At 69.7% G+C, this 25792-nt stretch carries 22 protein-coding genes; 15 read left to right on the top strand and 7 right to left on the bottom strand.

The genetic code is table 11. The features are described from left to right. Nucleotides 1–27: 27 nt before the first annotated feature. The 12 genes from ACILRB_RS07715 (at nt 28) to ACILRB_RS07660 (ending at nt 15405) form a co-directional block, all read left to right on the top strand. Nucleotides 28–1173 carry an FtsW/RodA/SpoVE family cell cycle protein gene (locus tag ACILRB_RS07715; protein ID WP_395665716.1) on the top strand — a complete coding sequence of 382 codons (1146 nt, stop codon included), beginning with the start codon at nt 28–30 and terminating at the stop codon, nt 1171–1173. Next, entirely contained in the window at nt 1170–2300 is a 1131-nt protein-coding gene (murG, locus tag ACILRB_RS07710) for an undecaprenyldiphospho-muramoylpentapeptide beta-N-acetylglucosaminyltransferase (protein WP_395665715.1), read from the top strand. The genes ACILRB_RS07715 and murG overlap by 4 nt, the downstream gene beginning before the upstream one ends. Beyond that, nucleotides 2297–3703 (top strand): UDP-N-acetylmuramate--L-alanine ligase, encoded by a 1407-nt coding sequence (murC, locus tag ACILRB_RS07705; RefSeq protein WP_395665714.1) that lies wholly within the window; start codon nt 2297–2299, stop codon nt 3701–3703. Before murG ends, murC begins: the two co-directional genes overlap by 4 nt. Nucleotides 3704–3707: 4 nt before the next feature. Next, the gene (murB, locus tag ACILRB_RS07700; protein WP_395665713.1) at nt 3708–4652 is read left to right on the top strand and encodes a UDP-N-acetylmuramate dehydrogenase; all 945 of its coding nucleotides are present in this window, start codon (nt 3708–3710) and stop codon (nt 4650–4652) included. A 230-nt stretch (nt 4653–4882) separates the two neighbouring features. Continuing rightward, nucleotides 4883–5806 carry a D-alanine--D-alanine ligase gene (locus ACILRB_RS07695; RefSeq protein ID WP_395665712.1) on the top strand — a complete coding sequence of 308 codons (924 nt, stop codon included), beginning with the start codon at nt 4883–4885 and terminating at the stop codon, nt 5804–5806. Next, nucleotides 5773–6738 (top strand): cell division protein FtsQ/DivIB, encoded by a 966-nt coding sequence (locus ACILRB_RS07690; protein WP_395665711.1) that lies wholly within the window; start codon nt 5773–5775, stop codon nt 6736–6738. The genes ACILRB_RS07695 and ACILRB_RS07690 overlap by 34 nt, the downstream gene beginning before the upstream one ends. After that, the gene (gene ftsA / locus ACILRB_RS07685) at nt 6735–8048 is read left to right on the top strand and encodes a cell division protein FtsA (RefSeq protein WP_395665710.1); all 1314 of its coding nucleotides are present in this window, start codon (nt 6735–6737) and stop codon (nt 8046–8048) included. The genes ACILRB_RS07690 and ftsA overlap by 4 nt, the downstream gene beginning before the upstream one ends. A 178-nt stretch (nt 8049–8226) precedes the next feature. Then, on the top strand, nt 8227–9894 hold the full coding sequence (gene ftsZ / locus ACILRB_RS07680; protein WP_395665709.1) for a cell division protein FtsZ: 1668 nt from the start codon (nt 8227–8229) through the stop codon (nt 9892–9894). Nucleotides 9895–10022: 128 nt separating this feature from the next. Next, a complete protein-coding gene (locus tag ACILRB_RS07675; protein WP_395665708.1) occupies nt 10023–10940 on the top strand; it encodes an outer membrane protein assembly factor BamD in 918 nt (305 codons plus the stop codon). Nucleotides 10941–11007: 67 nt separating this feature from the next. Next, nucleotides 11008–12669, top strand: a complete 1662-nt coding sequence (gene recN, locus ACILRB_RS07670; RefSeq protein WP_395665707.1) for a DNA repair protein RecN — start codon at nt 11008–11010, stop codon at nt 12667–12669. 80 nt (nt 12670–12749) lie between these two features. After that, the gene (ligA, locus tag ACILRB_RS07665; RefSeq protein WP_395665706.1) at nt 12750–14858 is read left to right on the top strand and encodes an NAD-dependent DNA ligase LigA; all 2109 of its coding nucleotides are present in this window, start codon (nt 12750–12752) and stop codon (nt 14856–14858) included. An 85-nt stretch (nt 14859–14943) separates the two neighbouring features. Next, entirely contained in the window at nt 14944–15405 is a 462-nt protein-coding gene (locus tag ACILRB_RS07660) for a DUF1348 family protein (RefSeq protein ID WP_395665705.1), read from the top strand. A 34-nt stretch (nt 15406–15439) separates the two neighbouring features. Here the strand turns inward: ACILRB_RS07660 and ACILRB_RS07655 are convergent, their stop codons facing one another. The 5 genes from ACILRB_RS07655 to ccmA all read right to left on the bottom strand — a co-directional run bounded on the left by ACILRB_RS07655 (nt 15440) and on the right by ccmA (nt 19252). After that, entirely contained in the window at nt 15440–16042 is a 603-nt protein-coding gene (locus ACILRB_RS07655) for a DsbE family thiol:disulfide interchange protein (RefSeq protein ID WP_395665704.1), read from the bottom strand. After that, nucleotides 16039–16188, bottom strand: coding sequence for a heme exporter protein CcmD (gene ccmD / locus ACILRB_RS07650; protein WP_395665703.1), 150 nt, complete (start codon nt 16186–16188; stop codon nt 16039–16041). The genes ACILRB_RS07655 and ccmD overlap by 4 nt, the downstream gene beginning before the upstream one ends. Next, complete coding sequence (locus tag ACILRB_RS07645) at nt 16185–16946, bottom strand: heme ABC transporter permease (RefSeq protein WP_395665702.1); 762 nt, start codon at nt 16944–16946, stop codon at nt 16185–16187. The genes ccmD and ACILRB_RS07645 overlap by 4 nt, the downstream gene beginning before the upstream one ends. Nucleotides 16947–17933: 987 nt before the next feature. Continuing rightward, complete coding sequence (gene ccmB / locus ACILRB_RS07640; protein ID WP_395665701.1) at nt 17934–18650, bottom strand: heme exporter protein CcmB; 717 nt, start codon at nt 18648–18650, stop codon at nt 17934–17936. After that, complete coding sequence (gene ccmA, locus ACILRB_RS07635) at nt 18647–19252, bottom strand: heme ABC exporter ATP-binding protein CcmA (RefSeq protein ID WP_395665700.1); 606 nt, start codon at nt 19250–19252, stop codon at nt 18647–18649. Before ccmA ends, ccmB begins: the two co-directional genes overlap by 4 nt. Before the next feature lie 156 nt (nt 19253–19408). Here ccmA and acnA point away from each other — a divergent pair, with 156 nt between their 5' ends. From acnA to ACILRB_RS07620, 3 genes are all read left to right on the top strand, one after another. Further along, the gene (gene acnA, locus ACILRB_RS07630) at nt 19409–22135 is read left to right on the top strand and encodes an aconitate hydratase AcnA (RefSeq protein WP_395665699.1); all 2727 of its coding nucleotides are present in this window, start codon (nt 19409–19411) and stop codon (nt 22133–22135) included. A gap of 181 nt (nt 22136–22316) precedes the next feature. Continuing rightward, nucleotides 22317–23426, top strand: coding sequence for a 3-isopropylmalate dehydrogenase (leuB, locus tag ACILRB_RS07625; RefSeq protein ID WP_395665698.1), 1110 nt, complete (start codon nt 22317–22319; stop codon nt 23424–23426). A gap of 206 nt (nt 23427–23632) precedes the next feature. Continuing rightward, nucleotides 23633–24376, top strand: coding sequence for a DUF2171 domain-containing protein (locus ACILRB_RS07620; protein WP_395665697.1), 744 nt, complete (start codon nt 23633–23635; stop codon nt 24374–24376). 80 nt (nt 24377–24456) lie between these two features. On the opposite strand, the gene ACILRB_RS07615 is transcribed toward ACILRB_RS07620, so the two are convergent. After that, on the bottom strand, nt 24457–24819 hold the full coding sequence (locus ACILRB_RS07615; RefSeq protein ID WP_395665696.1) for a hypothetical protein: 363 nt from the start codon (nt 24817–24819) through the stop codon (nt 24457–24459). Between the two features lie 148 nt (nt 24820–24967). After that, nucleotides 24968–25777: an FkbM family methyltransferase gene (locus ACILRB_RS07610; RefSeq protein WP_395665695.1), complete on the bottom strand. Its 810-nt coding sequence runs from the start codon at nt 25775–25777 to the stop codon at nt 24968–24970. Nucleotides 25778–25792: the final 15 nt, after the last annotated feature.

Below are 25792 nucleotides of genomic sequence, written 5' to 3'. Positions count from 1 at the left end.
ATCTGAGCAGTCTCGAAGGGTTTGCGAATGGCGGCGCGCACGGAACGGTCGGCCCTGGCCAACTGGTGGTGGACCATCGACCGCTGGCTGCTCGCAGCCATCGTCACCCTCATCGTGTTCGGCGTGGTGCTGGCCATGGCCGGCAGCCCGCCGGTCGCCGAGCGGCTCGGCCTGCCGCCGTTCCACTTCGTGCACCGGCAGGCGCTGGCGCTGATCCCGACCGTCGCCGTGCTGCTTGGAACCTCGTTCCTGTCGCCGCGCCAGACGCGCCGCGCCGCGCTGGTCGTCTATTTCGTCGCCATGGCCCTGATCATCGCGGCGCTGCTGTTTGGCGCCGAGGTCAAGGGCTCGCGGCGCTGGATCTTCGGCGTCCAGCCTTCGGAGTTTTTGAAGCCCGCCTTCGTCATCCTCGCCGCCTGGGCTTTTTCGGAAGGCGCGAAGCGGCGCGACACGCCCGGCAACATTCTCGCGATCCTGCTGCTGCCGGTGACCATCATTCCCCTCATCCTGCAGCCCGACTTCGGCCAGACCCTGCTGATCTGCGTGGTCTGGGCGAGCCTGTTCTTCATGGCCGGGCTGCACTGGTTCTGGGTCGTGGCGATCGGCGGGGCGGGCTTCGGCGGCGCCTTTCTCGCCTACAAGCTCGTGCCGCATGTGCGCTCGCGCGTGCTGCGCTTTCTTGATCCCGGCGCGGGCGGGGGCATCGTCGACACCTTCCAGGTCGACACGGCGCTCGACGCCTTCTATTCGGGCGGCTGGTTCGGCAAGGGGCCGGGGGAGGGCACCGTCAAGCGCATCCTGCCCGACTCGCACACCGACTTCATCTTCGCCGTGACGGGCGAGGAGTTCGGCATCGCCGCCTGCCTGCTGATCGCCTCGATCTTCGCCTTCATCGTTTTCCGCGGGCTGTTGCTGGCGTCCCGCGCGGAAGACCCGTTCCGGCGCTTCGCCGCCGCCGGGCTCGTCGCCATGTTCGGCGTGCAGAGCGCGATCAACATGGCGGTCAACCTGCACCTCATGCCGGCCAAGGGCATGACGCTGCCGTTCATCTCCTATGGCGGCTCGTCGCTGGTGTCGCTCGCGCTCGGCGTCGGCTTCCTGCTCGCGGTCACCCGCAAGCGGCCGGGCGAACGCTTCGTCGCTCCGGCCGAGTTCAAGGAGCTCTACGCGTGAGCTCGACCGAGCGCCTCGTGATGCTCGCCGCCGGCGGCACCGGCGGGCATCTCTTCCCGGCGCAGGCGCTGTCGCAGGCGCTGCTCGCCCGCGGCTGCGCGGTCGAACTCTTCACCGACGAGCGGGCGCAGACCTACGGCCGCGACTTTCCGGCGCGGAAAATTCACATCGTCGCCTCGGCCTCGCCGCGCGGGGCGGGGATCATGGCCAAGGCCGTCGCCGCCTTCGCGCTGGCGCGCGGAACGTTTCAGGCGCGCGCCATTCTGGCGAAAGAGAAGCCCTGCGCCATGGTCGGCTTTGGCGGCTATCCGAGCGTGCCGCCCGTGCTCGCCGCGACGCAGCTCGGGATCGCGACCGTGATCCATGAGGGCAACGCCGTCGTCGGCAAGGCCAATCTGTTTTTGTCGGGCCGCGTCGACGCGCTCGCCAAAGGCTTTCCGACGCTCGGCGGGATCGGCCCCGCCGTGGCCGCAAAGACTAGCCTGACCGGAAATCCGGTGCGGGCCATGGCGCTCGAAGCCGCAAAAATTCCCTATCCCGATTTCGCCGACGGCCGGCTGCGCCTCCTCGTCACCGGCGGGTCGCAGGGCGCGCGGGTGATGACCGACGTCGTGCCGGCGGCGGTCGAAGCCCTGCCGGAAGAAGACCGCAAGGCGCTGATCGTCACGCAGCAGGCGCGCGGCGAGGACGAGGCGCGGGCGCGCGCCGCCTATCAGCGGCTCGGCGTCGAGGCCGAGGTCGCGGCCTTCTTCCCCGACCTGCCGACGCGCATCGCGGGCGCCCATCTCGTCATCGGCCGGGCCGGCGCCTCGACCGTCTCGGAGCTCGCCGTCATCGGCCGGCCGGCCATTCTGGTGCCGCTGCCGCATGCGCTCGATCAGGACCAGGCGGCGAACGCGCGCGAATTCGAGGCCGCCGGCGGGGGCTCGGTCATCGACCAAAGCGCATTTTCGCCGCAATGGCTCGCCAATGCCTTAAGCGAGGCGAGACGCGACCTTTCGGGCCTCGCCGCCCGCGCGGCGGCGGCCAAGGCCGCGGGCGCGCCCGACGCCGCCGACCGCCTCGCCGAACTGGTCCTCGGCGTCGCCGCCCGCAAGGGCCTTGCAAGGGAGAGCCGAGACCGATGAAGCTTCCGCACGAACTGGGGCCGATCCATTTCATCGGCATCGGCGGCATCGGCATGTCGGGCATCGCCGAGGTGCTGCTGAACCTCGGCTATACGGTGCAGGGCTCGGACGCCGCCGAAAACGCCAACGTCCTGCGCCTGCGCCGCAAGGGCGCGATCGTGCATGTCGGCCACGCCGCGCAAAACCTCGGCGACGCCGAGGTGGTGGTGGTCTCGACCGCGATCCGGCGCGACAATCCCGAGCTCGCCCGCGCCCGCGAATTGCGCCTTCCCGTCGTGCGCCGCGCCGAGATGCTCGCCGAGCTGATGCGGCTCAGGCAGTGCGTCGCCATCGCCGGCACCCATGGCAAGACCACGACGACCTCGCTCGTCGCGACCCTGCTCGAGGCCGGCGGCTTCGACCCGACCGTCATCAACGGCGGCATCATCAACGCCTATGGCACCAATTCGCGCCTCGGCGCCGGCGACTGGATGGTGGTCGAGGCCGACGAAAGCGACGGCACCTTCCTGAAGCTGCCGGCCGACGTCGCCGTGGTCACCAACGTCGATCCCGAGCATCTCGACCATTTCGGCTCCTTCGACGCCGTCAAGAAGGCCTTCGCCACCTTCGTCGAAAACATCCCCTTCTACGGCTTCGCCGTGATGTGCCTCGACCATCCGACCGTGCAGGAGCTCGTCGGCCAGATCGAGGACCGCCGCGTCTACACCTATGGCGAGAATCCGCACGCCGACGTGCGCCTCGTCGGCGTCGATCTCGAGGGCGGCATGTCGCGCTTCTCGCTCGTCATCCGCGACCGCAAGAGCGGCGACGAGATCACGATAGACCGGCTGCTGATGCCGATGCCCGGCCATCACAACGCGCTCAACGCCGCGGCCGCGGCCACCGTCGCGCATCAGCTCGGCATGAAGCCCGACCAGATCCGCGCCGCGCTCGCGGGCTTTGGCGGCGTCAAGCGCCGCTTCACCCGCACCGGCGAGTGGAACGGCGCCGTGGTGTTCGACGATTACGCGCATCATCCGGTCGAGATCGCCGCCGTGCTCCGGGCCGCGCGCGCCTCGACCAAGGGGCGCGTCATCGCCATCGCCCAGCCGCACCGCTATTCGCGCCTGCATTCGCTGTTCAACGAGTTCGCGAGCTGCTTCAACGACGCCGACACGGTGATCGTCGCCGACGTCTATCCGGCGGGCGAAGCGCCGGTCGAGGGCGCCGACCGCGACCATCTCGTCGCGGCGATCAGGGCGCGCGGCCACCGCCAGGTGGTGCCGCTGGCGCGGCCGGCCGATCTCGCGCGGCTCGTGCGCGGCCTCGCCCGGCCCGGCGACTACATCGTCTTTCTCGGCGCCGGCAACATCACCCAATGGGCCTACGCCCTGCCGGGCGAGCTCGCCGCGGACGCGGCCTGAGCGCATGCTCGACCGCGCGGCCGCCGGGGGCGAGGCCTTGACGCACGCATCATGCGCGGAAATCGCGCAAGCCATGCCGCGCCTGCGCGGCGCCCTGACGCCGGACGCGCCGCTCGCCCCGCTGACCTTCTTCCGCGCAGGCGGATCGGCGCGCGTCCTGTTCGAGCCGGCCGACGAAGCCGACCTCGCCTATTTCCTGCAAAATCTCGATCCCGCGACGCCGGTTCTGGCGCTCGGCGCGGGCTCGAACCTCATCCTGCGCGACGGCGGCTTCGCCGGCGTCGTCGTGCGGCTCGGCGCGCCTTTCGAGGAAATCGAGATCGACGGAACGCGCCTTCGCGCCGGCGCCGCCGCGCGCGACATGAAGCTTGCGCTGCGCGCCGGCCGCGCCGGGCTCGCCGGCTTTTCGTTCCTGCGCGGCGTGCCGGGCTCGATCGGCGGCGCGCTGCGCATGAACGCCGGCGCCTATGGGGCCGAGATCAGGGACCGGCTCGTCTCCTGCCGCGGCGTCGACCGCGCCGGGCGCGTGCTTGAATTCTCGAACGCCGACATGGGCTATTCCTACCGCCACTGCGGCCTCGACCCGTCGATCATCTTCACGCGCGCGATCCTTGAGGGCCAGCCGGGCGACCCCGACGCGCTCGCCGCCGAAATGGCCGAGATCACCAAAGCCCGCTCGAAGACCCAGCCGGTGTCGAGCCGCACCGGCGGCTCCACTTTCAAGAATCCGCCGGGCGCGAAAGCCTGGGAGCTGATCGACGCCGCCGGCTGCCGCGGCCTGCGCCGCGGCGACGCGCAGGTCAGCGAGCTGCATTGCAACTTTCTGGTCAATGTCGGGAACGCCAGCGCCGCCGACCTCGAAGCGCTCGGCGAGGAGGTGCGCGCCCGTGTGAAGGCGCAAAGCGGCGTGACGCTCGAATGGGAGATTTTGCGCGTCGGCGAGCGCTAGGGGCGGGCTTTTCGTCCGGCGCGGCGGCCGCAGGCTTTCCGTCTGTGGAGAGCAGGGCGCGACCTCATCCTTCGAGACGGCTCCTGCGGAGCTTCCTCAGGATGAGGGATCTTCAGGTTTCCGGCCATTTCCATCCCCTCATCCTGAGGAGCGGGCGAAGCCTGCGTCTCGAAGGATAAGGAGCCGCCAAGCGCGGCGTCTCGAAAGACGAACCCCGACGGATTCCCAAAATGACCCAACATGTCTGCGTGCTGATGGGCGGCCTCGCCGCCGAGCGCGAGGTCTCATTGCGTTCGGGCGAGGCCTGCGCGAAAGCCCTTGAGGCGCAGGGCTTTCGCGTGACGCGGCTCGACGTCGGCCGCGACGTCGCCGAAAAGCTCGCGGCGCTGAAGCCCGACGTCGCCTTCAACGCGCTGCACGGGCGCTATGGCGAGGACGGCGCGATCCAGGGCGTGCTCGAAATTCTGCGCATCCCCTACACCCATTCGGGCGTGCTGGCCTCCGCGCTCGCCATGAAGAAGGACCGCGCCAAGGACGTGCTGAAGGCCGCCGGCGTGCCGGTCGCCGAGGGCGTGACGGTCAGCCGTTTCGAGGCGGGCGGGGCCCATGTCATGGCGCCGCCCTATGTGGTCAAGCCGCTCGGCGAGGGCTCGTCCTTCGGGGTGATCATCGTCCGGGCCGACCAGGCGCATCCGCCGCAGGAGCTGACCGGAACGGAATGGGCCTATGGCGACGAGGTTCTGGTCGAGCGCTACGCGCCCGGGCGCGAGCTCACCTGCGCGGTCATCGGCGACAGGGCCTATGGCGTGACCGAGATCCGCGCCGCGAACGGCGGCTGGTACGATTATGACGCGAAATATGCGCCCGGCGGCTCCGTCCACATCCTTCCGGCCAATCTTAAAGAGTTTGTTTACCAAAATGTACAAGAGTTAGCTCTTGTGGCGCACAGGGCGCTCGGCTGTCGCGGCGTGAGCCGGACGGATTTCCGCTACGACGACACGCCCGGAGGCTCGGGCGCGCTGATCGTGCTGGAGGTCAACACGCAGCCCGGGATGACCGAGACCTCGCTTGCGCCCGAGATCGCCGCTCATGCCGGCATGTCTTTTGGCGAGCTTGTTCGATGGATGGTCGAAGACGCTTCCTGCGATCGTTAGGAGAAGGGCGCGACACGTTCGCGCCCGCGGCCTTCGGCGCGCGGACGCAGATCACGCGGCGGCTTGAGCCCGCGAGGCCACGGCCGCGCCGTCCGCGCGCGGGGGCCGGGGCGCGGCTCGCGGCGGCGCTCGCCCGGCCGGGCGCGGGCTTCGTGCTGGTCGCGGCGGTGCTGGCCGCGACCGGCGTCTATGGCGCCGTGCGCGGCGGCCATTACCAGGCGATGGTCGACGAATACGGCCAGCCGGCCGACATCGTCGCCAGGGCGCTGGGCTTCGGGATCGACGCCGTGCGCGTCGTCGGGCGCTCCGAGCTGACCGAGCCCGAAATTCTCGCGGCGGCGGGAATCGGCCCGCGCAACTCGCTGCCCTTCCTTGACGCCGCCAGGGTGCGCGAGCGCCTGCTCGCCATGCCGCTCGTCAAGGACGTGAGCGTCGCCAAGCTCTATCCCGACCGGCTGCTCGTCGAGATCGAGGAGCGCAAGCCCGGCGCGCTGTGGCAGAAGGACGGGACGGTCAACATCGTCGCGACCGACGGCCGCGTCATCGACCGGGCGCGCGACCGGCGCTTCGCCGCGTTGCCGCTCGTGGTCGGCGAGGGCGCGAACGAGCATATCGCCGAATATCGCGCGATTCTCGAGGCCGCGGGGCCCGTCGCCGGGCGCGTGCGCGCCGGCGTCTACATCTCGGGCAGGCGCTGGAACCTCAAGACCGACGACGGGATCGACGTGCTGCTGCCCGAGGCCGACCCGGTCGCCGCGGCCGCCCTGCTCGCGCGGCTGCAAAGCGAATCCCATGTGCTCGACAAGGCGGTCGTCTCGATCGACCTGCGCCAGCAGGGCCGCCTCGTCGCCCGACTTTCCGAAGACGCCGCGGCCGAGCGCGCCGCGCTCGAAGCCGCCCGCAAGCCCAAGGCGAAAGGCTCCCAGATATGACGCATCAGGTCATGCCTCCGCGCCTGCGTCCGCTCTCCGAGCGCAAGAGCGCCATTCTCTCCGTGCTCGACATCGGCACGTCCAAGGTCGTCTGCCTGATCGCGCGGCTCGCGCCGGCGGGCGGCGAGGCCGGGCGCGGGCGCACCCACCGCTGCCGCATCCTCGGCATCGGCCACCAGCGCGCGCGCGGCGTCAAGGGCGGCGCCGTCGTCGACATGGACGCCGTGGAAGATTCGATCCGCCGCGCCGTCGACGCCGCCGAGCGCATGGCCGGAGTCCAGGTCGAGAGCGTCATCATCAACGGCACGGGCGGACGGCTCGGCTCGCAGCTGTTCGAGGCCAAGACGCCGATCGCCGGCCGCGCCGTCGGCCAGACCGACATCCACCGCGTGCTCGAAGCCTGCACCGCGCGCGGCGGCGGGGGCGGCCGCGCCGTGCTGCATTCCCTGCCGATCGGCTTCTCGATCGGCGAGGTGCGCCAGATCGAAGACCCGCGCGGCATGATCGGCGACGAGCTCGGCGCGCAGATGCATGTGCTCTCCTGCGACGCCGCGGCGGCGCGCAACCTGATGCTCGCGGTCGAGCGCTGCCACCTGCGCGTCGACGCCATGGTCGCGACGCCCTACGCCGCCGGCCTCTCGGTGCTCGCCGACGACGAGGCCGAGCTCGGCGCGACGCTGATCGACATGGGCGGCGGCGCCACCACGGTCAGCGTCTTCGCCGGCGGCGCGCTGACCTATGTCGACGGCATCGCGCTCGGCGGCAACCATGTCACGACCGACGTCGCGCGCGGCCTGTCGATCCGCCTCGCCGACGCCGAGCGCCTCAAGACGCTCTACGGCGCCTGCCTCGCCACCGCCTCCGACGAGCGCGAGACGGTGAGCGTGACGCAGGTCGGCGAGGACGGCGAGCATCCGGCGCATCTGCCGAAAGCCCAGCTCATCTCGATCATCCGGCCGCGCGTCGAGGAAATTCTTGAAGTGGTGCGCGACCGGCTGAAGGGCGCAGGGTTCCAGGCCCACGCCGGGCGGCGCATCGTGCTGACGGGCGGCGCGGCGCAGCTCGCCGGCATGCCGGAGGCGGCGAAGCGCATCATGTCGGGCCAGATCCGCGTCGGCCGGCCGGTCGGCGTGCAGGGCATGCCGGAGGCGGCGAAAAGCCCGGCCTTCGCGGCGGCGGTCGGCCTGCTCGTCTATCCGCAGGTGAGCGGCAACGAGCATTTCCGGCCCTCGCGCATACCGAACGCGCCGGCGCAGGAGGCGCCAGGCTACATCGGCCGTGTCGGGCGCTGGCTGAAGGGAAGTTTCTGATCGGGCGGCTTGAAGGCGGGGGACGCCGCGGGCGCAAGGTCTGAAAGGGGAGGGCCGCCTCACGGGGCGGCCGAGAGCGGAGCGGCGGAGCGCGAGGTGGCGGCCTCGGGGTTTCGTCCGATTTTGAAACAATCTTGGGCGACCTTGACCGGCGCTCCAACGTCGAGAGGCCAGACGGATGACCATCAATCTCAAAGCGCCCGAGCTCAGGGAGCTGAAGCCCCGCATCATGGTGTGCGGCGTCGGCGGGGCCGGCGGCAACGCCGTCAACAACATGATCGTCTCAGGGCTGATCGGGGTCGACTTCATCGTCGCCAACACGGACGCCCAGGCGCTGACCTCCTCGCGCGCCGAGCGCATCATCCAGATGGGCCTGCAGGTCACCGAAGGCCTTGGCGCGGGCTCGCAGCCGGAAGTCGGCCGCGCCGCCGCCGAGGAGGCGATCGAGGAAATCCGCGACCATCTGTCGGGCGCGCACATGTGCTTCGTCACCGCCGGCATGGGCGGCGGCACCGGCACGGGCGCGGCGCCGGTGATCGCCCGGGCCGCGCGCGACATGGGCATACTGACGGTCGGCGTCGTCACCAAGCCGTTCCAGTTCGAGGGCGCGCGCCGCATGCGCCTCGCCGAATCGGGCATCGTCGAGCTGCAGAAGGCGGTCGACACCCTCATCATCATCCCGAACCAGAACCTGTTCCGCATCGCGACGGAGAAGACCACCTTCGCCGACGCCTTCTCGATGGCCGACCAGGTGCTCTATTCGGGCGTCGCCTGCATCACCGACCTGATGGTCAAGGAAGGCCTCATCAACCTCGACTTCGCCGACGTGCGCGCCATCATGCGCGAGATGGGCAAGGCGATGATGGGCACGGGCGAGGCCTCGGGCGACCGCCGCGCGATCCTCGCGGCTGAAGCCGCCATCGCCAACCCGCTGCTCGACGAAGTGTCGATGAAGGGCGCGCGCGGCCTGCTCATCTCGATCACCGGCGGCAACGACCTCACCCTCTACGAGGTCGACGAGGCGGCCGGCCGCATCCGCCAGGAAGTCGACGAAGACGCCAACATCATTCTCGGCGCGACCTTCGATTCCTCGCTCGACGGCATCGTGCGCGTGTCGGTGGTGGCCACCGGCATCGACCAGCCGGCCGGCTCGGGCGCCTTTGAGACGAACTCCGCCGAAGCGCGCATCGCCGAGGTCGCGAACCGGCTGCGCGCCCAGACCGCGCCGCGTCCGATCGAGACCGCGCCGGCGCCGCAGCCGCAGCCCGCGCCCTTCTACGAGCCCGCGCCCGCGCCCGAAGCCTATGCCCCCGCCGGCTATGAAGACCGGGGCGCGCCGCAGCCGCCGCGTCCGCGCTACGCCGAGCCGGCCTATGAGGAGCCGCAGCCGCGCGGCTATCCGCAGCAGCACGGGCTCGCCCAGGCGCTGGCCGCGGACCCGTTCGAGGCGCCCTTCATTCCTCCGGCGGCCGAATCGCCCGTGGTGCGGCCGCAGCGCATGCCGCAGATCGACGACCTGCCGCTGCCGGCGCAGAACCAGCTGCGCGCCCAGCGCGGCGAGGCTCCGGCCCAGCCCCACCCCGAGGCCAAGCGCCGCTCGCTGCTCGAACGTCTCGCCTCCTTCGGCGCCAGCAAGCAGGACGACGAGCCGCAGCCGCAGCTGCGCATGCCGCAGGCGCGGCCGCAGACGCCGGCCGCCGTGCAGACCGAATACGCCAAGCGGCCGCAGCAGCCCCCGCGCGAGCGCGCGCCGCAGCAGGACCCGCACGCCCGCGTCTACCAGTCGCGCGGGGCCGAGGAGGACCAGCTCGAAATCCCGGCCTTCCTGCGCCGCCAGTCGAGCTGACGCCCGCGCCTGGCCCGGGGCCGTTTCCGGCGGCCCCGGGAGCTTCGCCATACTAATGCCGTGGTGACGCCGCATGTGATCTGTGGCGCGCGCCCGGCTGCGCATGGATTTCACGGACGGCGATCCGCATGACCGAAGCATTGAAGGCCCATTCCATTTCAGACGCGCGGCCTGTTTCGGGCCTGCGGCGCGCGGCGCACGCCCTCCTGCCTGCGGCCTGCCTTTTCGCGGCGCCCGCCGCGCGCGCCGACGTGCTCGACACGCTGAACCCGATGAACTGGTTCAAGGGCGAAAGCTACAAGACCGAAATCCTCAAGGACACGCCTGCCGAGGATCTGTACAATCAGGGCCTCGCCAACCTCAAGAGCAGGAGCTACGAGGCGGCGACCAAGAATTTCACGGCGCTCGACAAGCAATATCCCTATTCGCAATGGCAGAGGAAGGGCCTGATCATGGCCGCCTTCAGCCAGTACCAGTCGGGCGCCTATGAAGACGCGATCGGAACCACCAAGCGCTATATTTCGCTGTTCCCGAACGCGTCCGACGTCGACTATGCCTATTATTTGCAGGCGATGTCCTATTACAACCAGATCCCCGACATCAGCCGCGACCAGGACCGCGCCGCCAAGGCCGCCGCGATCTTCGCGGACATCATCCAGAAATTCCCGAAGTCGGAATATGTCGACGACTCCCGCTACAAGCTCCAGGTCTGCCGCGACCAGCTCGCCGGCAAGGAGATGATGATCGGGCGCTATTATCTCAACCAGCGCAATTATGTCGCGGCCGTCGGACGGTTCCGCGAGGTGCTCGCCAAATATCAGACGACGCGCCACGCCGAGGAAGCCTTGATGCGCCTGACCGAGGCCTATCTCGCGCTCGGCCTGCCGCAGGAGGCGCAGACGGCGGCGGCGGTGCTCGGCCACAACTTCCCCGATTCGAGCTGGTACAAGGACGCCTACGCCCTGCTCAAGAACGACGGGCTCGAGCCGAACGAAGATCACGGCTCGTGGATCTCCAAGGCGTTCTCCAAGTTCGGGCTGGGCTGAGTCCGGAGCCTCCCGCGCCTGAGAAAAACGCCGGGCCGCGCCGGCGCGGAAATGCTATGACGGCGCGATGCTCGTTCAGCTGTCCATCCGCAACATCGTCCTGATCGAAAAGCTGGACGTCTCCTTTTCGGCCGGCCTCACGGTGCTCACCGGCGAGACGGGCGCGGGCAAGTCGATCCTGCTCGACTCCTTCTCGCTGGCGCTCGGCGCGCGCGGCGACGGCTCGCTCGTGCGCGCGGGCGAGGCGCAGGGGCAGGTGACGGCCGTGTTCGACCTCGCCCCGGACCATCCCGCGGTTCTGGCCGCCGGCGCGCAGGACATAGACACCGACGGCGGCCTGATCCTGCGCCGGGTCCAGCTCGCCGACGGGCGCACGCGCGCCTTCGTCAACGATCAGCGCGTGACCAATGAGGCGCTGCGCGCGGTGACCCGCGAGCTTGTCGAAATCCACGGCCAGCACGACGACCGCGCCCTGATCGACCCGGCGACCCACCGCGCCCTGATCGACGCCTATGGCGGGCTTTCGGCCGACCTCGCCGCGACGCGCGCCGCCCATGCGCGCTGGCGCGAGCTTGCGGCCGAGCGCGCGCGCGAGGAGGCGCGGGTGGAGAAGGCCCGCGCCGACGCCGACTATCTGCGCCACGCCTTCGCCGAGCTCGACAAGCTTGCGCCCGAGCCCGGCGAAGAAGACACGCTCGCCGCCCGCCGCGCCGAGATGATGCAGGCCGAAAAGGTCGCGGGCGACCTGCGCGACGCCTATGACTGCGTCGGCGGCGATCATGGCCCCGTCGCGAGCCTGTCCGCCGCGTTGCGCCGCCTGCAGCGGCGCGAGGCCCAGGCGCCGCACCTGATCGAGCCGCCCGCCAAGGCCCTCGACGAGGCCATCACGGCGCTCGACATGGCGGGGCAGGCGCTTCAGGACGCGCTGCGCGCCGCCGACTTTGACCCGCGCGAGCTCGAGCGGGTCGAGGAGCGCCTGTTCGCCCTGCGCGGCGCGAGCCGCAAATATTCCGTCCCCGTCGAAGGGCTGCCGGCGCTCGCCGCCGAGTTTTCCGCGGCGCTCGAAGCGCTCGACGCCGGCGAGGCGCGCCTCGTCGCGCTGACGGCCGAGGTCGCGGCGGCCGAGTCCGCTTACGGCGACAGGGCGAAATCCCTTTCCGCGAAGCGCCGGAAGGCTGCGGCCGCGCTCGACGCCGCCGTCCTCGCCGAGCTCGCGCCGCTGAAGCTCGAAGGCGCGCGCTTTTCGACCATGACGCGCGAAGAGACGGCGGGGCCTGACGGAATCGACCAGATCGAATTCTGGGTGCGCACCAACCCCGGGGCGCGGCCGGGCCCGCTCATGAAAATCGCCTCGGGCGGCGAACTCGCCCGCTTCATGCTGGCGCTGAAAGTCGTGCTCGCCGAGCGCGGCTCGGCGCCGACGCTTGTCTTCGACGAGATCGACACCGGCGTCGGCGGCGCGGTGGCCGACGCCATCGGCCAGAGGCTGGCGCGGCTCGGGCGGCGCGCGCAGGTGCTCGCCGTGACCCATGCGCCGCAGGTGGCGGCGCAGGCCGGGGCGCATTTCCGCATCTCGAAACAGGCGGCGGCGCCGGACCGCGTCGCGACCCAGCTCGCCGAACTCGGCGCCGAGGCGCGGCGCGAGGAGATCGCGCGCATGCTCGCCGGCGCGAGCGTGACCGAAGAGGCGCGCGCGGCCGCCGCCCGCCTGCTGCAGGGCGCGAAATAGACGTTCGCAGGAGCCGCCGCCGGCTTAAAAGCGCTTTAACCCGGTCTCCCGCAAGGTCCGAAGCGATCCCGGACGAAGCCATGAAGCAGCCGAAACCCGTCGCCGACATGACGCCCGCGCAGGCGAAGCGCGAACATCGAAAGCTCGGCGAGGAGATCGCCGGCCATGACGCGCGCTATTATCAGCAGGACGCGCCGTCCGTCTCCGACGCCGAATATGACCTGCTGCGCCGGCGTTACGGCGAGCTCGAGAAACGGTTTCCGCAGCTTTCCCAGGCGGACTCGCTCACGCGCAGGGTCGGCGCCGCGCCTTCGGAGAAATTCGCCAAGATCCGCCACAAAATTCCGATGCTGTCGCTCGGCAACGTCTTTTCCGACGCGGAGGCGTTCGAGTTCGTCGCGCGGGTGCGGCGCTTTCTGGGCCTTGACGCGGAAGCCCCGCTCGCCGTCACGGCCGAGCCCAAGATCGACGGGCTGTCCTGCGCGTTGCGGTTTGAAAACGGCGTCCTGACGCAGGCCGCGACGCGCGGCGACGGCTTTGAGGGCGAGGACGTGACCGCCAACGTCCGCACGCTTGAGCAAATCCCCGACCGTCTCCGCGGCGCGCCGCCCGAAATTCTGGAGGTCAGGGGCGAGGTCTATATGGACCGCGCCGATTTCGCCGCGCTCAACGCGCGTCAGGCCGAGGCCGGCAGGCCGCTTTTCGCCAATCCGCGCAACGCGGCGGCGGGCTCGCTGCGCCAGCTCGACCCCGAAGTGACGGCCGCGCGCCCGCTGCATTTCTTCGCCTACGCCTGGGGCGAGATCGAGCCCGCGCCGCCTGCGGCGACGCAGCTTGGCATGATCGAGGCGTTTCGATCCTATGGCCTGCCGGTCAATCCGCTGACCACGCTCGGCCATTCGCCGGAAGAGCTTCTCGCCTGCTATCGCCGCGTCGAGGAGATGCGCGCGGGCCTGCCCTATGACATCGACGGCGTGGTCTACAAGGTCGATTCGCTGGCGCTGCAGGAACGGCTCGGCTTCGTCTCGCGCGCCCCGCGCTGGGCGGTCGCGCATAAATTCCCGGCCGAGCAGGCGACGACTGTGCTGCGCGCCATCGAAATCCAGGTCGGGCGCACCGGCGCGCTGACGCCGGTGGCGCGGCTCGACCCCGTCACGGTCGGCGGCGTCGTCGTCTCCAACGCCACGCTGCACAATGAGGACGAGATCGCCCGCAAGGACATCCGCGTCGGCGACACGGTGCGCGTCCAGCGCGCGGGCGACGTGATCCCGCAGGTCGTCGGCGTCGTCCTGGAAAAGCGCCCGCCGGGCGCCGCGCCCTATGCGTTTCCCGACCATTGCCCGGTCTGCGGCTCGGCGGCGCTGCGCGAGATCGACGAGAAGACCGGCGTCGCCGACGTCGTGCGCCGCTGCACGGGCGGGCTCGTGTGCGCGGCGCAGGCGATCGAGCGGCTGAAGCATTTCGCCTCGCGCGGCGCGCTCGATATCGAGGGGCTCGGCGACAGGCTGATCGAGCAGCTTTTCGCCGACGGGACGATCCGCACGGCGGCCGACATCTTCACGCTCGCCGAACGCGACCGGGCCGCGCTCAAAAAATTCAAGGACCGCGAGGGTTTTGGCGAGGTCTCGGCGCGCAACCTGTTCGCCGCGATCGAGGCGCGCCGCGCGCCGCCGCTGAACCGCTTCATCTATGCGCTCGGGATCCGCCATGTGGGCGAGACCAACGCGCGCCGGCTCGCGCGCCATTTCGGGACCTTCGCGGCGCTGCGCGAGACGGCGCGCCTCGCCGCGCCCGACAGCGAGCCGCGCGCCGAGATCAACAACATCGACGGCGTCGGCCCGGTCGTCGCCGAGGCGGTCGCCGATTTTTTCATGGAGCCGCGCAACGAAGACGCGCTCGACGCGCTGCTCGCGCAGGTGAGCCCGCAGCCGATGGAGGCGATCGTCTCGACGAGCCCGGTCGCCGGCAAGACGGTGGCGTTCACCGGCGCGCTCGAGCGCATGACGCGCGACGAGGCCAAGGCCATGGCCGAGCGGCTCGGCGCCAAGGTGGCCGCGTCCGTGTCCAGAAAAACCGATCTGGTGGTGGCCGGCCCCGGCGCCGGCTCGAAGCTCGCCAAGGCGGCTGAACTCGGCATCGAGACGATCAGCGAGGAGGACTGGCTGAAGCTCGCGGGGCGGGGCGAATAGGCGGCGCGCGGCGTTGAACGCCGCGCAGCGAACGCCTATCGTTTCGGGCCTGCGGCCTCGCGCCGCATGGGAAGGAGACAGGAAGATGTCCCCCATCGCGCCGCCCTTCACGCCCGAGAGCGCGACGAAGAAGGTTCGCCTCGCGGAAGACGGCTGGAACAGCCGCGATCCGGAAAACGTCTCGCTCGCCTATACGCCGGACAGCCGCTGGCGCAACCGCGCCGAATTCATCGAGGGTCGCGCGGAGATCGTCGCCTTTCTGACGCGCAAATGGGCGAAGGAGCTCGACTATCGCCTCATCAAGGAGCTCTGGGCCTGCGCCGGCGAACGCATCGCCGTGCGCTACGCCTATGAGTGGCATGACGACAGCGGCAGCTGGTTCCGTTCCTACGGCAACGAGAACTGGGAGTTCGACGCGAGCGGCCTGATGCGCCGGCGCTTCTCCTCGATCAACGACCTGCCGATCCGCGAGGCGGACAGGAAATTCCGCTGGCCGCTCGGCCGGCGGCCCGACGACCATCCGGGTCTTTCCGACCTCGGTCTGTGAGGCGGGGCGGCGCGCGGAATCGCTCAGGGACGCGTCAGACCTGCCCGGACGCTTTCCGAATTTCCGGCAGCAGCGTGTCGCGCGCCGTCTCCGGCGTCAGCGGCCCGACGAAACGATAGGCGATGGTTCCGTCGCCGCGCACGACATAGGTTTCGGGCACGCCATAGACGCCGAAGTCGATCGCGGCGCGGCCCTTTTCATCCGCGCCGATCGTAGCGAACGGGTTGCCAAGCCGCGTCAGGAAACTGCGCACGTTCTGCGGCGAATCCTTGTAGGCGAGGCCGACGAGCCGCGCGCCCGTGTCCTTGAAGGCGGGATCGGCGGCGAGGCCCTCCAGCACCGGATGTTCCTCGCGGCAGGGCACGCACCATGAGGCGAAGATGTTCAGGACCGTGACATGGCCCTGGCGCAGATCGGCGTCGGACAGGCCGTCCGCCCCCTTGAGCCCTTCGACGCCCGGCAGAGAAAAGACGGGGACCGGCCGGTCGATCAGCGCCGAGGGCAGGCGCGAGGCGTCGCCCGCATAAAGCCTGAAGAGAAACAGCGTCGCAAGCGCGGCGAACAGGGCGAGCGGCAGATAGACGAGAAGCGGCCGGCGCTTGCGCGGCGGCGGCGCGGCGTCTTCGGCGGCGGTCATCGATCGCGCGTCCCGCGCTGGGGAAAGCGCGCCAGAGCCCGCTTCAGGGCCGAATAATCGGCAAGCGTCGCGAAAACCATTCCGCCCAGGACGAGCGCGCCGAAGCCGTAGGCGGCGGCGACGTAGGCGACATGCGGATCGGTCATTGCGCGGCTCCAAGAGGGGCGGCGGCGAAGCCCGCGTCCTCCGCCTCGGCGGCGAGGATCGCGAGACGGCGCAGGCGCCGGCGCAGGATTTCGTTGCGGATCGCCAGGAGGTGAAGGGTCAGGAACAAAAGCGTGAAGGCGACGGCCATGGCCAGCAGAGGCCAGAGCATCGACGGCGCGATCGCGGGTCCGCCAAGGCGGAACACCGAGGCCGGCTGGTGCAGCGTGTTCCACCAGTCGACGGAAAACTTGATGATCGGGATGTTGACCGCGCCGACCAGCGTGAAGATCGCCGCCGCGCGCGCGGCCCGGCCTGGATCGTCGATGGTGCGCCACAAGGCGATGAGCGCGAGATAGATCAGGAACAGCACCAGCACCGAGGTCAGCCGCGCGTCCCAGACCCACCAGGCGCCCCACATCGGCTTGCCCCACAGCGAGCCCGTGACGAGGCACAGGAAGGTGAAGCCGGCGCCGAGCGGGGCCGCGGCCTTCTGCGCCGCGTCGGCGAGCGGATGGCGCCAGACCAGCGTGCCGAGCGCGGCCGAAGTCATCACGGCGTAGACGAACAGCGACATCCATGCGGCGGGCACATGCAGATACATGATGCGCACCGTCTCGCCCTGCTGGTAGTCGGCCGGCGCGACGAAAAAGGCGAGATAGAGCCCCGCCGCGAAGGCGAGCGCCGTCAGCCCGGCGATAACGGGCGCAGCCGCGCCGGCGAGCTGCAGGAAATTCGACGGATTGGCGTAATTGCGCATGAAACGGCCGGCCGCCTGAAGGTGCGCTCCGCAGGCCCGCGGGCGGCGCTCTTGAACAATGGCTGATTTTGGCCCGTCGCGCGCCGTGCGATGAAAGCGCCGGCTCGCAACGAGCGTCGATTGCGGCCGTTTCTCTAAGCTTTTCCGAACGGAAACGCAATCAGCGCCGCCGTTCGGCCAAGCTTTGCACGTTCGTGTCGAAGTCGTGCGGGGCGGCCTATGCGTCCATCACAGGCTTCGCGGCCCCCCCGGGGGGCGCCCGTCTTCGGCGCCGCAGCAAAAGCGTCGCGCCGTGTCGATCAAATCTTCGCCGCGCGGCCCGGCGGGGCGGCCTATTCGGAAATCCAGCCGCCGCCCGAGCGCCAGCCGCCGCCCTGCGACGCGGACGGACGCTGCGCCGACCCCGCGGCGCCCGCCCCCCCCCCCCCGTCATCGCATTCGCCGCGGCCAGCGGGTGGCGGCGGCGGCGGCGCCGGCGGCGCGCCGACGCTGGCCGGCCCGGAATTCCAGTCGTTCTGCTGCACGGCCTCGATCCCGACCGTCGCCGCCGCGGCGGCCGCGCCCGCCTGCCATGGATCCCAGCGCCCCGGTCCGTTCGGCGGGCGAGGCGGATTCGGCCCCGGCGGGCCGGGCGGATTTGGCGGCCTCCACGGCGGCCCGGGCGGGCGGCCGGGCGGGGCGGCGCCGTCTGGGCGCCCGCCGTCCCATCCGCCCGCCTGCGGTCCGTCCGCCTGCCGTTCGCTCCACCCGCCCTCGCGGCCGTCCCCGGCGGCGCGTGAAAAGCCGCCGTCAGCGCCGCCGAAGCCGCCGCGGCGCGACTGCGCCTCGGCTGCGGCCAAGAGGCAGAGCGAGAGCAGCGCCGCGCCGCCGGCCGCCGTGGCGCGGCGCGCAAAAGCCCTGGACTTCGCCTGTGCCGGCATTCGCTTCGCTCCCTTTCAAAATCCCGGGACGAGCGTGCCGCCTTCGCCTTGCGCCAGCCTTGCCGGCCTATTCGCTCATCTGCCGCAGCGCCGACGCGGCGGCGACCGGCGCGCCGACGAGGGCCAGAAGGCTGATCGCCCCGAGAATGAGAAAGGGCGGGGCCGCAGGCGCCGGAGACAGCTCCACGCCCGCAGCTGACGCCGCGACGCCGAAGATCAGCACCGGCGCGCAGAACGGCAGGATGAGCACCGGCAGCAGCAGTCCGCCGCGCCGCAGGCTGACCGTGAGCGCGGCGCCGATCGCGCCGATGAGGGTCAGCGCCGGCGTGCCGACGAGAAGCGACAGCGTGACGCTCCACAATCCGCCCGGCGGCGCGCCGAGCATCAGGCCGAAGAAGGGCGCGGCGACGACGAGCGGCAGCCCGGTCAAAAGCCAGTGCGCCGCGCATTTGACCAGCGTGACGAGCTCCAGCGGCGCGCGGCTCATCATCATGAGGTCGAGCGAGCCGTCCTCATGGTCGGACTGGAACAGGCGGTCGAGGCCGATCAGCGTCGCGAGCAGGGCGGCGATCCAGAGAATCGCCGGCGCGATTCGCGACAGCAGCGCGAGATCCGGCCCGACGGCGAAAGGGGTGAGCGCGACGAGCATGAGGAAGAACACCACGCCGAGGCTCGCGGCCCCGCCGATGCGTCGCCCGACGCGCAGCTCGCGCGCGAACAGCGCGCCAAGGGGCGCGGGAGAACGTCTCTGCGGCGAGGCTTGCGGCGCAAATTCTTTGGTCAAGCTGCAGCTCCAAGCGGCAGTTCGCGCGCCTCGACGTCGAGCTTCGTGTGGGTCGAGGCGACGACGAGGCCGCCGTCCGCGAGATGCGCCCTGATGATCGCGACGAGCTGCGCGGCGGCGGCGACGTCGAGCGCGGTGGTCGGCTCGTCGAGCAGCCACACCGGACGGCGCGCGACAAGGAGCCGCGCGAGCGCGACGCGGCGCTTCTGGCCGGCGGACAGATAGGCGGCCGGAATCTCGGCGACATGGGCGAGGCCGAACGCCGCAAGCGCGTCGAGCGGCCGCGCCCCGCCTTGGCCCGCATCCAGCATGGCGGCGAAGAATTCGAGATTTTCGCGCGCGGCGAGCGCGCCCTTGAGAGCGTCCGCATGACCAACGTAATGCGCGCATTCGCCGAGCCCGCCATCCGGCGCGGGCGCAAGCTCGACGCGTCCCGAGGCGAGCGGCAGAAGGCCCGCGAGCGCGCGCAGAAGCGTCGACTTGCCCGCGCCGTTGCGGCCCGTCGCGACGATCATCTCGCCGCTTTCGAGCGCGAAGGAGACGTCGTTCAGAACGCGCCGTCCGCCGCGTTCGACGCTCACGCGAAAGGCCTCAAGCCGCATCGGAAATCCGCATGAAAAAGCCGGTGAAAAACTCGCGCGAAATGCGTCGGGCGCCTCTCTATCGCGTATAGCTCTCGGCGTACAAATTATTTATAAGCGCTCCAAACTGTGCTTTTCGTTCTTCCTTCCCACCGGTCCGCGCGGAGAAAAATCCCAATGGCCTCCCTCGACAGTTTCAAATGCCGCAAGAAGCTCACCGTCGGCCGCAAGACCTACCATTACTACTCGCTTAAGGCTGCGGAGAAGAACGGGCTCAAGGGCATTTCGCAGCTGCCGTTCTCGATGAAGATCCTGCTCGAGAACCTGCTGCGCTTCGAGGACGGGCGTTCGGTCACCAAGGAGGACATCGAGGCCGTCGCGGCCTGGCTCGACAACAAGGGCAAGACCGAGCGCGAGATCGCCTTCCGCCCGACGCGCGTGCTGATGCAGGACTTCACCGGCGTTCCCGCCGTGGTCGATCTCGCGGCGATGCGCGACGCCATGACCGCGCTTGGCGGCGACCCGCAGAAGATCAACCCGCTCGTTCCTGTCGACCTTGTGATCGACCATTCGGTCATCGTCGACGCGGCGGGTTCGAAGCAGGCGTTCAAGACCAACGTCGATCTCGAATATCAGCGCAACGGCGAGCGCTACCGCTTCCTGAAATGGGGCCAGGGGTCGTTCGACAATTTCCGCGTCGTGCCGCCCGGCACCGGCATCTGCCACCAGGTCAATCTCGAATATCTCGCCCAGACGGTCTGGACCAAGAAAGAGAAGTTCAAGCCGGCGCGCGGCAAGGCCGAGACGGTCGAGGTCGCCTATCCCGATTCGCTGGTCGGCACCGATTCGCACACCACCATGGTCAACGGCCTCTCGGTGCTCGGCTGGGGCGTCGGCGGCATCGAGGCCGAAGCCTGCATGCTCGGCCAGCCGCTCTCCATGCTGCTGCCCGAGGTCATCGGCTTCAAGGTCTATGGCGACCTCCAGGAAGGCGTCACCGCGACCGACCTCGTGCTGACCGTCACGCAGATGCTGCGACAGAAGGGCGTCGTCGGCAAGTTCGTCGAATTCTTCGGCTCCGGCCTCAACCACCTTTCGCTCGCCGACCGCGCCACCATCGCCAACATGGGCCCGGAATATGGCGCGACCTGCGGCTTCTTCCCGGTCGACGGCGAGACGCTCAACTATCTGACCGTCTCGGCCCGCTCCACCGCCCGCGTGGCGCTCGTCGAGCAATACGCCCGGGCGCAGGGCCTGTTCCGCACCAGCCGTTCGCCCGAGCCGGTCTTCACCGACACGCTCGAGCTCGATCTCTCGACCGTCGTGCCCTCGATGGCCGGCCCGAAGCGCCCCGAAGGCCGCATCCCGCTCGAAGGCGTCGGCGCCGGCTTCGTCAAGTCGCTCGAAACCGAATACAAAAAGCCCGGCGAGCTCGACAAACGCTTCCCGGTCGAGGGCAAGGACTTCAACCTCGGCCATGGCGACGTGGTCATCGCCGCCATCACCTCCTGCACCAACACCTCGAATCCGAGCGTGCTGATCGCCGCCGGCCTGCTCGCCCGCAACGCGGTCGAGAAGGGCCTGACCTCGAAGCCCTGGGTCAAGGCCTCGCTCGCGCCCGGGAGCCAGGTGGTGGCGGAATATCTCTCGGCGTCGGGGCTGCAGAAGTTCCTCGACAAGGTCGGTTTCAACCTGGTCGGCTTCGGCTGCACCACCTGCATCGGCAACTCCGGCCCGCTCGCGCCGGAAATCTCGAAGTCGATCAACGACAATGGGATCGTCGCCTCGGCCGTGCTGTCCGGCAACCGCAACTTCGAGGGCCGCATCAGCCCCGACGTGCAGGCGAACTATCTCGCCTCGCCGCCGCTCGTCGTCGCCCATGCGCTGGCCGGCACCGTGGCGAAGGACCTCAAGACCGAGCCGCTCGCCCATGACAAGAAGGGCAACCCGGTCTATCTCTCGGACATCTGGCCGTCCGACGAGGAGGTCGCCGAATATATCGAGGCCTTCGTCACCAAGAAGGTGTTCAAGGAGCGCTACGCCGACGTCTTCGCCGGCGACGTCAACTGGCGCAAGGTCAAGGCGCCCGAGGGCGAGACCTACAATTGGGACATGGGCTCGACCTATGTGCAGAACCCGCCCTATTTCGAGGGGCTGACGCCCGAGCCCGAGCCCGTCAAGGACATCGTCGACGCGCGCGTCCTGGCGCTGTTCGGCGACAAGATCACCACCGACCACATCTCGCCCGCGGGCTCGATCAAGGCGGCGTCCCCGGCCGGCTCCTATCTGCTCGAACGTCAGGTCTCCCAGAAGGACTTCAACCAGTACGGCACGCGCCGCGGCAATCATGAGATCATGATGCGCGGCACCTTCGCCAACATCCGCATCAAGAACTTCATCCGCGAGCAGGACGGCGTCGTGCCGGAGGGCGGCTACACCAAGCACTGGCCCGACGGCGAGGAGCTGTCGATCTTCGACGCCTCCATGAAGTATCAGGCCGACGGCGTGCCGCTGGTGATCTTCGCCGGCGCCGAATATGGCAACGGCTCCTCGCGCGACTGGGCGGCCAAGGGCACGCGCCTGCTCGGCGTGCGCGCGGTGATCGCCGAATCCTTCGAGCGCATCCATCGCTCGAATCTCGTCGGCATGGGCGTGCTGCCGCTGACCTTCGAGCCGGGCACGAGCTGGAGGAGCCTTGGCCTCAAGGGCGACGAGCTCGTCACCATCCATGGCCTCGGCGAGGAGCTGCAGCCGCGCCAGAAGATGGAGATGTCGGTCGAATACGCCGACGGCAAGAAGAAGAAGGTGCCGCTGCTCTGCCGCATCGCCACCCTCGACGAGCTCGACTACTTCAAGAACGGCGGCATTCTGTCCTACGTTCTGCGCCAGCTCGCCGCCGCCTGAGCGGCGTTTTCCAGCAAGGCCTTGGCGCCGCCCCTCGCCGGGCGGCGTTTTCTCTTGTAAGACCCTTCCAAAAAGACGCGCCGCGACGCCGCCATCCGTCGACCCGGGCGGCCGGCGGCGCGGCGTTTCGCTCGCGCCGCCCTCGCTTCCGCGCGCCTCGCAACAACGGGACCTTATCGCCATGACGACCTACAAGCTTCTCGTGCTGCCCGGAGACGGCATCGGCCCGGAGGTGATGGCCGAGGTCGAAAAGCTCGCGGCCTTCCTCGGGGCCGAGGGCCTCGTCCAGTTCGAGATCGAAAAGGGCCTCGTCGGCGGCTCGGCCTATGACGCCCATGGCGTCGCCATCAGCGAAGACGACATGGCGCGCGCGCAGGCCGCCGACGCCGTGCTGCTCGCCGCCGTCGGCGGCCCGAAATGGGACGCCGTGCCCTATGACGTGCGCCCCGAGGCCGGCCTGCTGCGCCTGCGCAAGGACATGCAGCTCTTCGCCAATCTGCGCCCCGCCATCTGCTACCCTGCGCTCGCCGACGCCTCCTCGCTGAAGCGCGAGATCGTCGACGGCCTCGACATCCTGATCGTGCGGGAACTGACCGGCGGCGTCTATTTCGGCGAGCCGAAGCAGATCATCGATCTCGGCGACGGCCAGCGCCGCGCCATCGACACGCAGGTCTATGACACCTATGAGATCGAGCGCATCGGCCGCATCGCCTTCGAACTCGCGCGCAAGCGCCGCAACAAGGTCACCTCGTCGGAGAAGCGCAACGTCATGAAGTCGGGCGTGCTGTGGCACGAGCTCATCTCGGCCATGCACACGCGCGAATTCCCCGACGTCGAGCTCGAGCATCAGCTTGCCGACGCGCTCGGCATGCAGCTCGTGCGCCGGCCGAAGCAGTTCGACGTGATCGTCACCGACAATCTGTTCGGCGACATGCTCTCCGACGTCGCCGCCATGCTGACCGGCTCGCTCGGCATGCTGCCGTCCGCCTCGCTCGGCGAGCGCAACGCGACGACCGGCGCGCGCAAGGCCCTGTACGAGCCGGTGCATGGCTCGGCGCCGGACATCGCCGGCAAGGGGATCGCCAATCCCATCGCCATGATTTCGTCGCTGGTGATGGCGCTGCGGTATTCGTTCAACATGAACGACCTCGCCGACCGGCTCGACCGCTCGATCGCCGCGGTGCTGGCCAAGGGGCTGCGCACCGCCGACATCGCCGCCGGCGGCCCGTCGATCTCGACCGCGCAGATGGGCGACTCGATCCTGGAGGCGCTCAAGGTCGAGGTTCGCTGACCGCGGCGCGCGCCGCTCGCGCCTTAACGCTCGATCACGACGGCCGCGCCGGGTTTTCGCCCGGCGCGGCCGTTTCCGTTTGCGGCTTTCTTCTTGCGGCTTTCTTCGCGCTTTGCGTCGGCGGGGCGGAACTCAGGCGCGCCCCGCTCGTTCCCAACCCCGTTCGCCCTGCCGGCCGTCACGCCGGCGACCTCTGGAGACGAAGAATGATCGACGTCGAACGTTCAAGCTCCCACAGCCACGCCATCGCCGCCCTGTTCGACACGCGTGAGGAGGCGGAGGCCGCGGCGGCCGACCTCATGCAGGCGGGCGTCGCGCCGAGCCGGGTGCTGGTCACGGGCGAGGAGCATCTCGCCGACGATCCGCCGCGCGAGGACGGGAAGCCAGGCTTCTGGGAGGCGCTGAAGGAGCTTTTCCTGCCGGATGAAGACCGGCGCGCCTATGCCGAGGGGCTGCGGCGCGGCGGCTTCATGGTTTCGGTGCGTCCGCTCGAGCATGAATATCAGCGCGCGGTCGACATCCTCGACCGCGCCGGCGCCGTCGACATCGACGAACGGGAGACCTATTGGCGCCGCGAGGGCTGGACGGGCCGCCTCGGCGGGGCCGCCGCCGCCCCCCTGCCTTCGACCCACGCCGCTTCGGTCGCCGCCGCCTCGACCGGGACTCGGGCGGCCGCGCCCGCCTCAACGCCCGGAACGGACGCTGAGGCCGCGTCGCGCCTCGCGGCCGCGCAGGCGAGCCAGATCGTCGCCCATATGGACGTGGTCGGCTCCGACGGCGTGCGAATCGGCGCCGTCGACCATCTGGAAGGCGATGGGTCGATCGAACTCGAGAATGAGAATGGCGCGCCGGACGAGCCCCGCCATCATGTGCCGCTCGCCTGGGTCGATCATGTCGACCTCAAGGTGCATCTCAACCGGGGCGGCGAGGACGCCAGATCGGCCTGGTGACGCCTCTGGCTCTGGCTGGCGACGCGCAAAAACCCCTCGCCCCGAAGGAGGCGAGGGGCTGTCGACTGGCGGCGAAACGCTCAGTACGGGTCGGCCCGCGGGGTTTCCCAGGTCACGATCGGCTGCGGGCGCCCGGGAACTTCGAGCGGCGCGGGAAGCGTCTCGTTGCCGTAGAGCGAGCGATGCGCCGTCTGGTCCGGCGTGCGCGAAAAGATCGTCTGCGAGGTCATGTAGCTTGACATGCTGCCGACCGGCACGACCGGGCCCGGATCGAGAAAGCTGCGCTTGTTGACGGTGAGCGGCGGCGGCTCGGTCGCATAGGGCGCGCGCGCGGCCTGGGCGCGCTGGCGCTTCGTCTGCGCCGAGGCGGCTCCGGCGGTCGCCGCGAGCGCGGCGGCGGCGAGAAGAAGCGTTGCCGTTTTGAACGTCGCCCGGAAGGCCATGGCGAAAATTTCCTTTGTCTTAGCCGCGTCGGCCGCCGCATGTCGCGCGAATCGCTGGGTCCCAGGATAGAACGCTGCGGCGACGCTTTCGTTCATATCACGCCGCAGAAAAATGCCCATCCGCCGCAGGAGCCGGCGGCGCGCGGGATCAGTCGAGGCTGGCGAACCACTCGACCAGAAAATCGCGCCGCAGATAGAACCAGTCGAGCGGCCCGTCGTCGCGAATGAGGAAATAATCCTTCTCGCACAGGAGCTTGTGAAGCTCCTCGGAGGGCCGTTCGACGCCGAGGCAGTTGAAGCGCCATTTGTCGAAGGGAAAATCCCGAAGAATCTCGAATTCATGGCCTTCGACGTCGAAGCTGAAATAGTCGATCGTCGCCGGCGCGCCGGTTTCGGTCAGCACCTCGTCGAGCGTCATCGCCTCGACCACATAGCTGTCGACGACCGAACCGAAATGCGGCGCCTCATAGGCGCTCGGGGCGTCCGCGTCCTCGACCACCGAAAGCAGCGTGTTCGCCTCGGCGACGCCCGGATTCATGGCGACCTGGCCCATGTCCGTGACTTCGGTCACGCGCACGCGCTTGCGGCGGTCGGAGAGCGCCGCACGCACGCAGGCGGCGTTGGGACGGTTGCGCCTGAGCGCCTCGAACGCCTGCGTCGGCTCGACCAGAACGCCGCGCCAGTCGAGATAAAGCTCGAGCACCAGCGTGTTCGACAGATAGCGGCCGTCGCCGCCGCCGATCTCGAGGAAGAAGCCGCCGCGCTTGCGCCGGAAGATATGCTCGGCGACGAACAGGTCCTGCCCGCACTGGCTCACGCTCGGCAGCGGCGAGCGGCGTTTTCTCACGAAGGCGCGTAGGCGCTCCGCCGCGAGGTCGAAGAGCTTCAGACGCCGCAGCTCGCGCCGGGTCGGGGCGAGCTCGGCGTTTGGCGGCGGAAACGACTGCATGGAGGTCATGGGAAACCTGCTTCG

Source organism: Methylocella sp., from assembly GCF_044226135.1.
Lineage (GTDB): Bacteria > Pseudomonadota > Alphaproteobacteria > Rhizobiales > Beijerinckiaceae > Methylocapsa.
This window is presented reverse-complemented; position numbering and strand designations above follow the sequence as displayed.

Coding starts and splice junctions, on each gene's coding strand:
- ACILRB_RS07610 (WP_395665695.1), bottom strand. CDS start 25,777: ATGACCTCCATGCAGTCGTTTCCGCCGCCAAACGCCGAGCTCGCCCCG.
- ACILRB_RS07655 (WP_395665704.1), bottom strand. CDS start 16,042: ATGACCGCCGCCGAAGACGCCGCGCCGCCGCCGCGCAAGCGCCGGCCG.
- ACILRB_RS07620 (WP_395665697.1), top strand. CDS start 23,633: ATGATCGACGTCGAACGTTCAAGCTCCCACAGCCACGCCATCGCCGCC.
- ccmA (WP_395665700.1), bottom strand. CDS start 19,252: ATGCGGCTTGAGGCCTTTCGCGTGAGCGTCGAACGCGGCGGACGGCGC.
- ftsZ (WP_395665709.1), top strand. CDS start 8,227: ATGACCATCAATCTCAAAGCGCCCGAGCTCAGGGAGCTGAAGCCCCGC.
- ccmD (WP_395665703.1), bottom strand. CDS start 16,188: ATGACCGATCCGCATGTCGCCTACGTCGCCGCCGCCTACGGCTTCGGC.
- murB (WP_395665713.1), top strand. CDS start 3,708: ATGCTCGACCGCGCGGCCGCCGGGGGCGAGGCCTTGACGCACGCATCA.
- acnA (WP_395665699.1), top strand. CDS start 19,409: ATGGCCTCCCTCGACAGTTTCAAATGCCGCAAGAAGCTCACCGTCGGC.
- ACILRB_RS07715 (WP_395665716.1), top strand. CDS start 28: ATGGCGGCGCGCACGGAACGGTCGGCCCTGGCCAACTGGTGGTGGACC.
- ACILRB_RS07660 (WP_395665705.1), top strand. CDS start 14,944: ATGTCCCCCATCGCGCCGCCCTTCACGCCCGAGAGCGCGACGAAGAAG.
- leuB (WP_395665698.1), top strand. CDS start 22,317: ATGACGACCTACAAGCTTCTCGTGCTGCCCGGAGACGGCATCGGCCCG.
- ligA (WP_395665706.1), top strand. CDS start 12,750: ATGAAGCAGCCGAAACCCGTCGCCGACATGACGCCCGCGCAGGCGAAG.
- ACILRB_RS07615 (WP_395665696.1), bottom strand. CDS start 24,819: ATGGCCTTCCGGGCGACGTTCAAAACGGCAACGCTTCTTCTCGCCGCC.
- ACILRB_RS07690 (WP_395665711.1), top strand. CDS start 5,773: ATGGATGGTCGAAGACGCTTCCTGCGATCGTTAGGAGAAGGGCGCGAC.
- ACILRB_RS07645 (WP_395665702.1), bottom strand. CDS start 16,946: ATGCGCAATTACGCCAATCCGTCGAATTTCCTGCAGCTCGCCGGCGCG.
- ACILRB_RS07695 (WP_395665712.1), top strand. CDS start 4,883: ATGACCCAACATGTCTGCGTGCTGATGGGCGGCCTCGCCGCCGAGCGC.
- ftsA (WP_395665710.1), top strand. CDS start 6,735: ATGACGCATCAGGTCATGCCTCCGCGCCTGCGTCCGCTCTCCGAGCGC.
- murC (WP_395665714.1), top strand. CDS start 2,297: ATGAAGCTTCCGCACGAACTGGGGCCGATCCATTTCATCGGCATCGGC.
- recN (WP_395665707.1), top strand. CDS start 11,008: ATGCTCGTTCAGCTGTCCATCCGCAACATCGTCCTGATCGAAAAGCTG.
- ACILRB_RS07675 (WP_395665708.1), top strand. CDS start 10,023: ATGACCGAAGCATTGAAGGCCCATTCCATTTCAGACGCGCGGCCTGTT.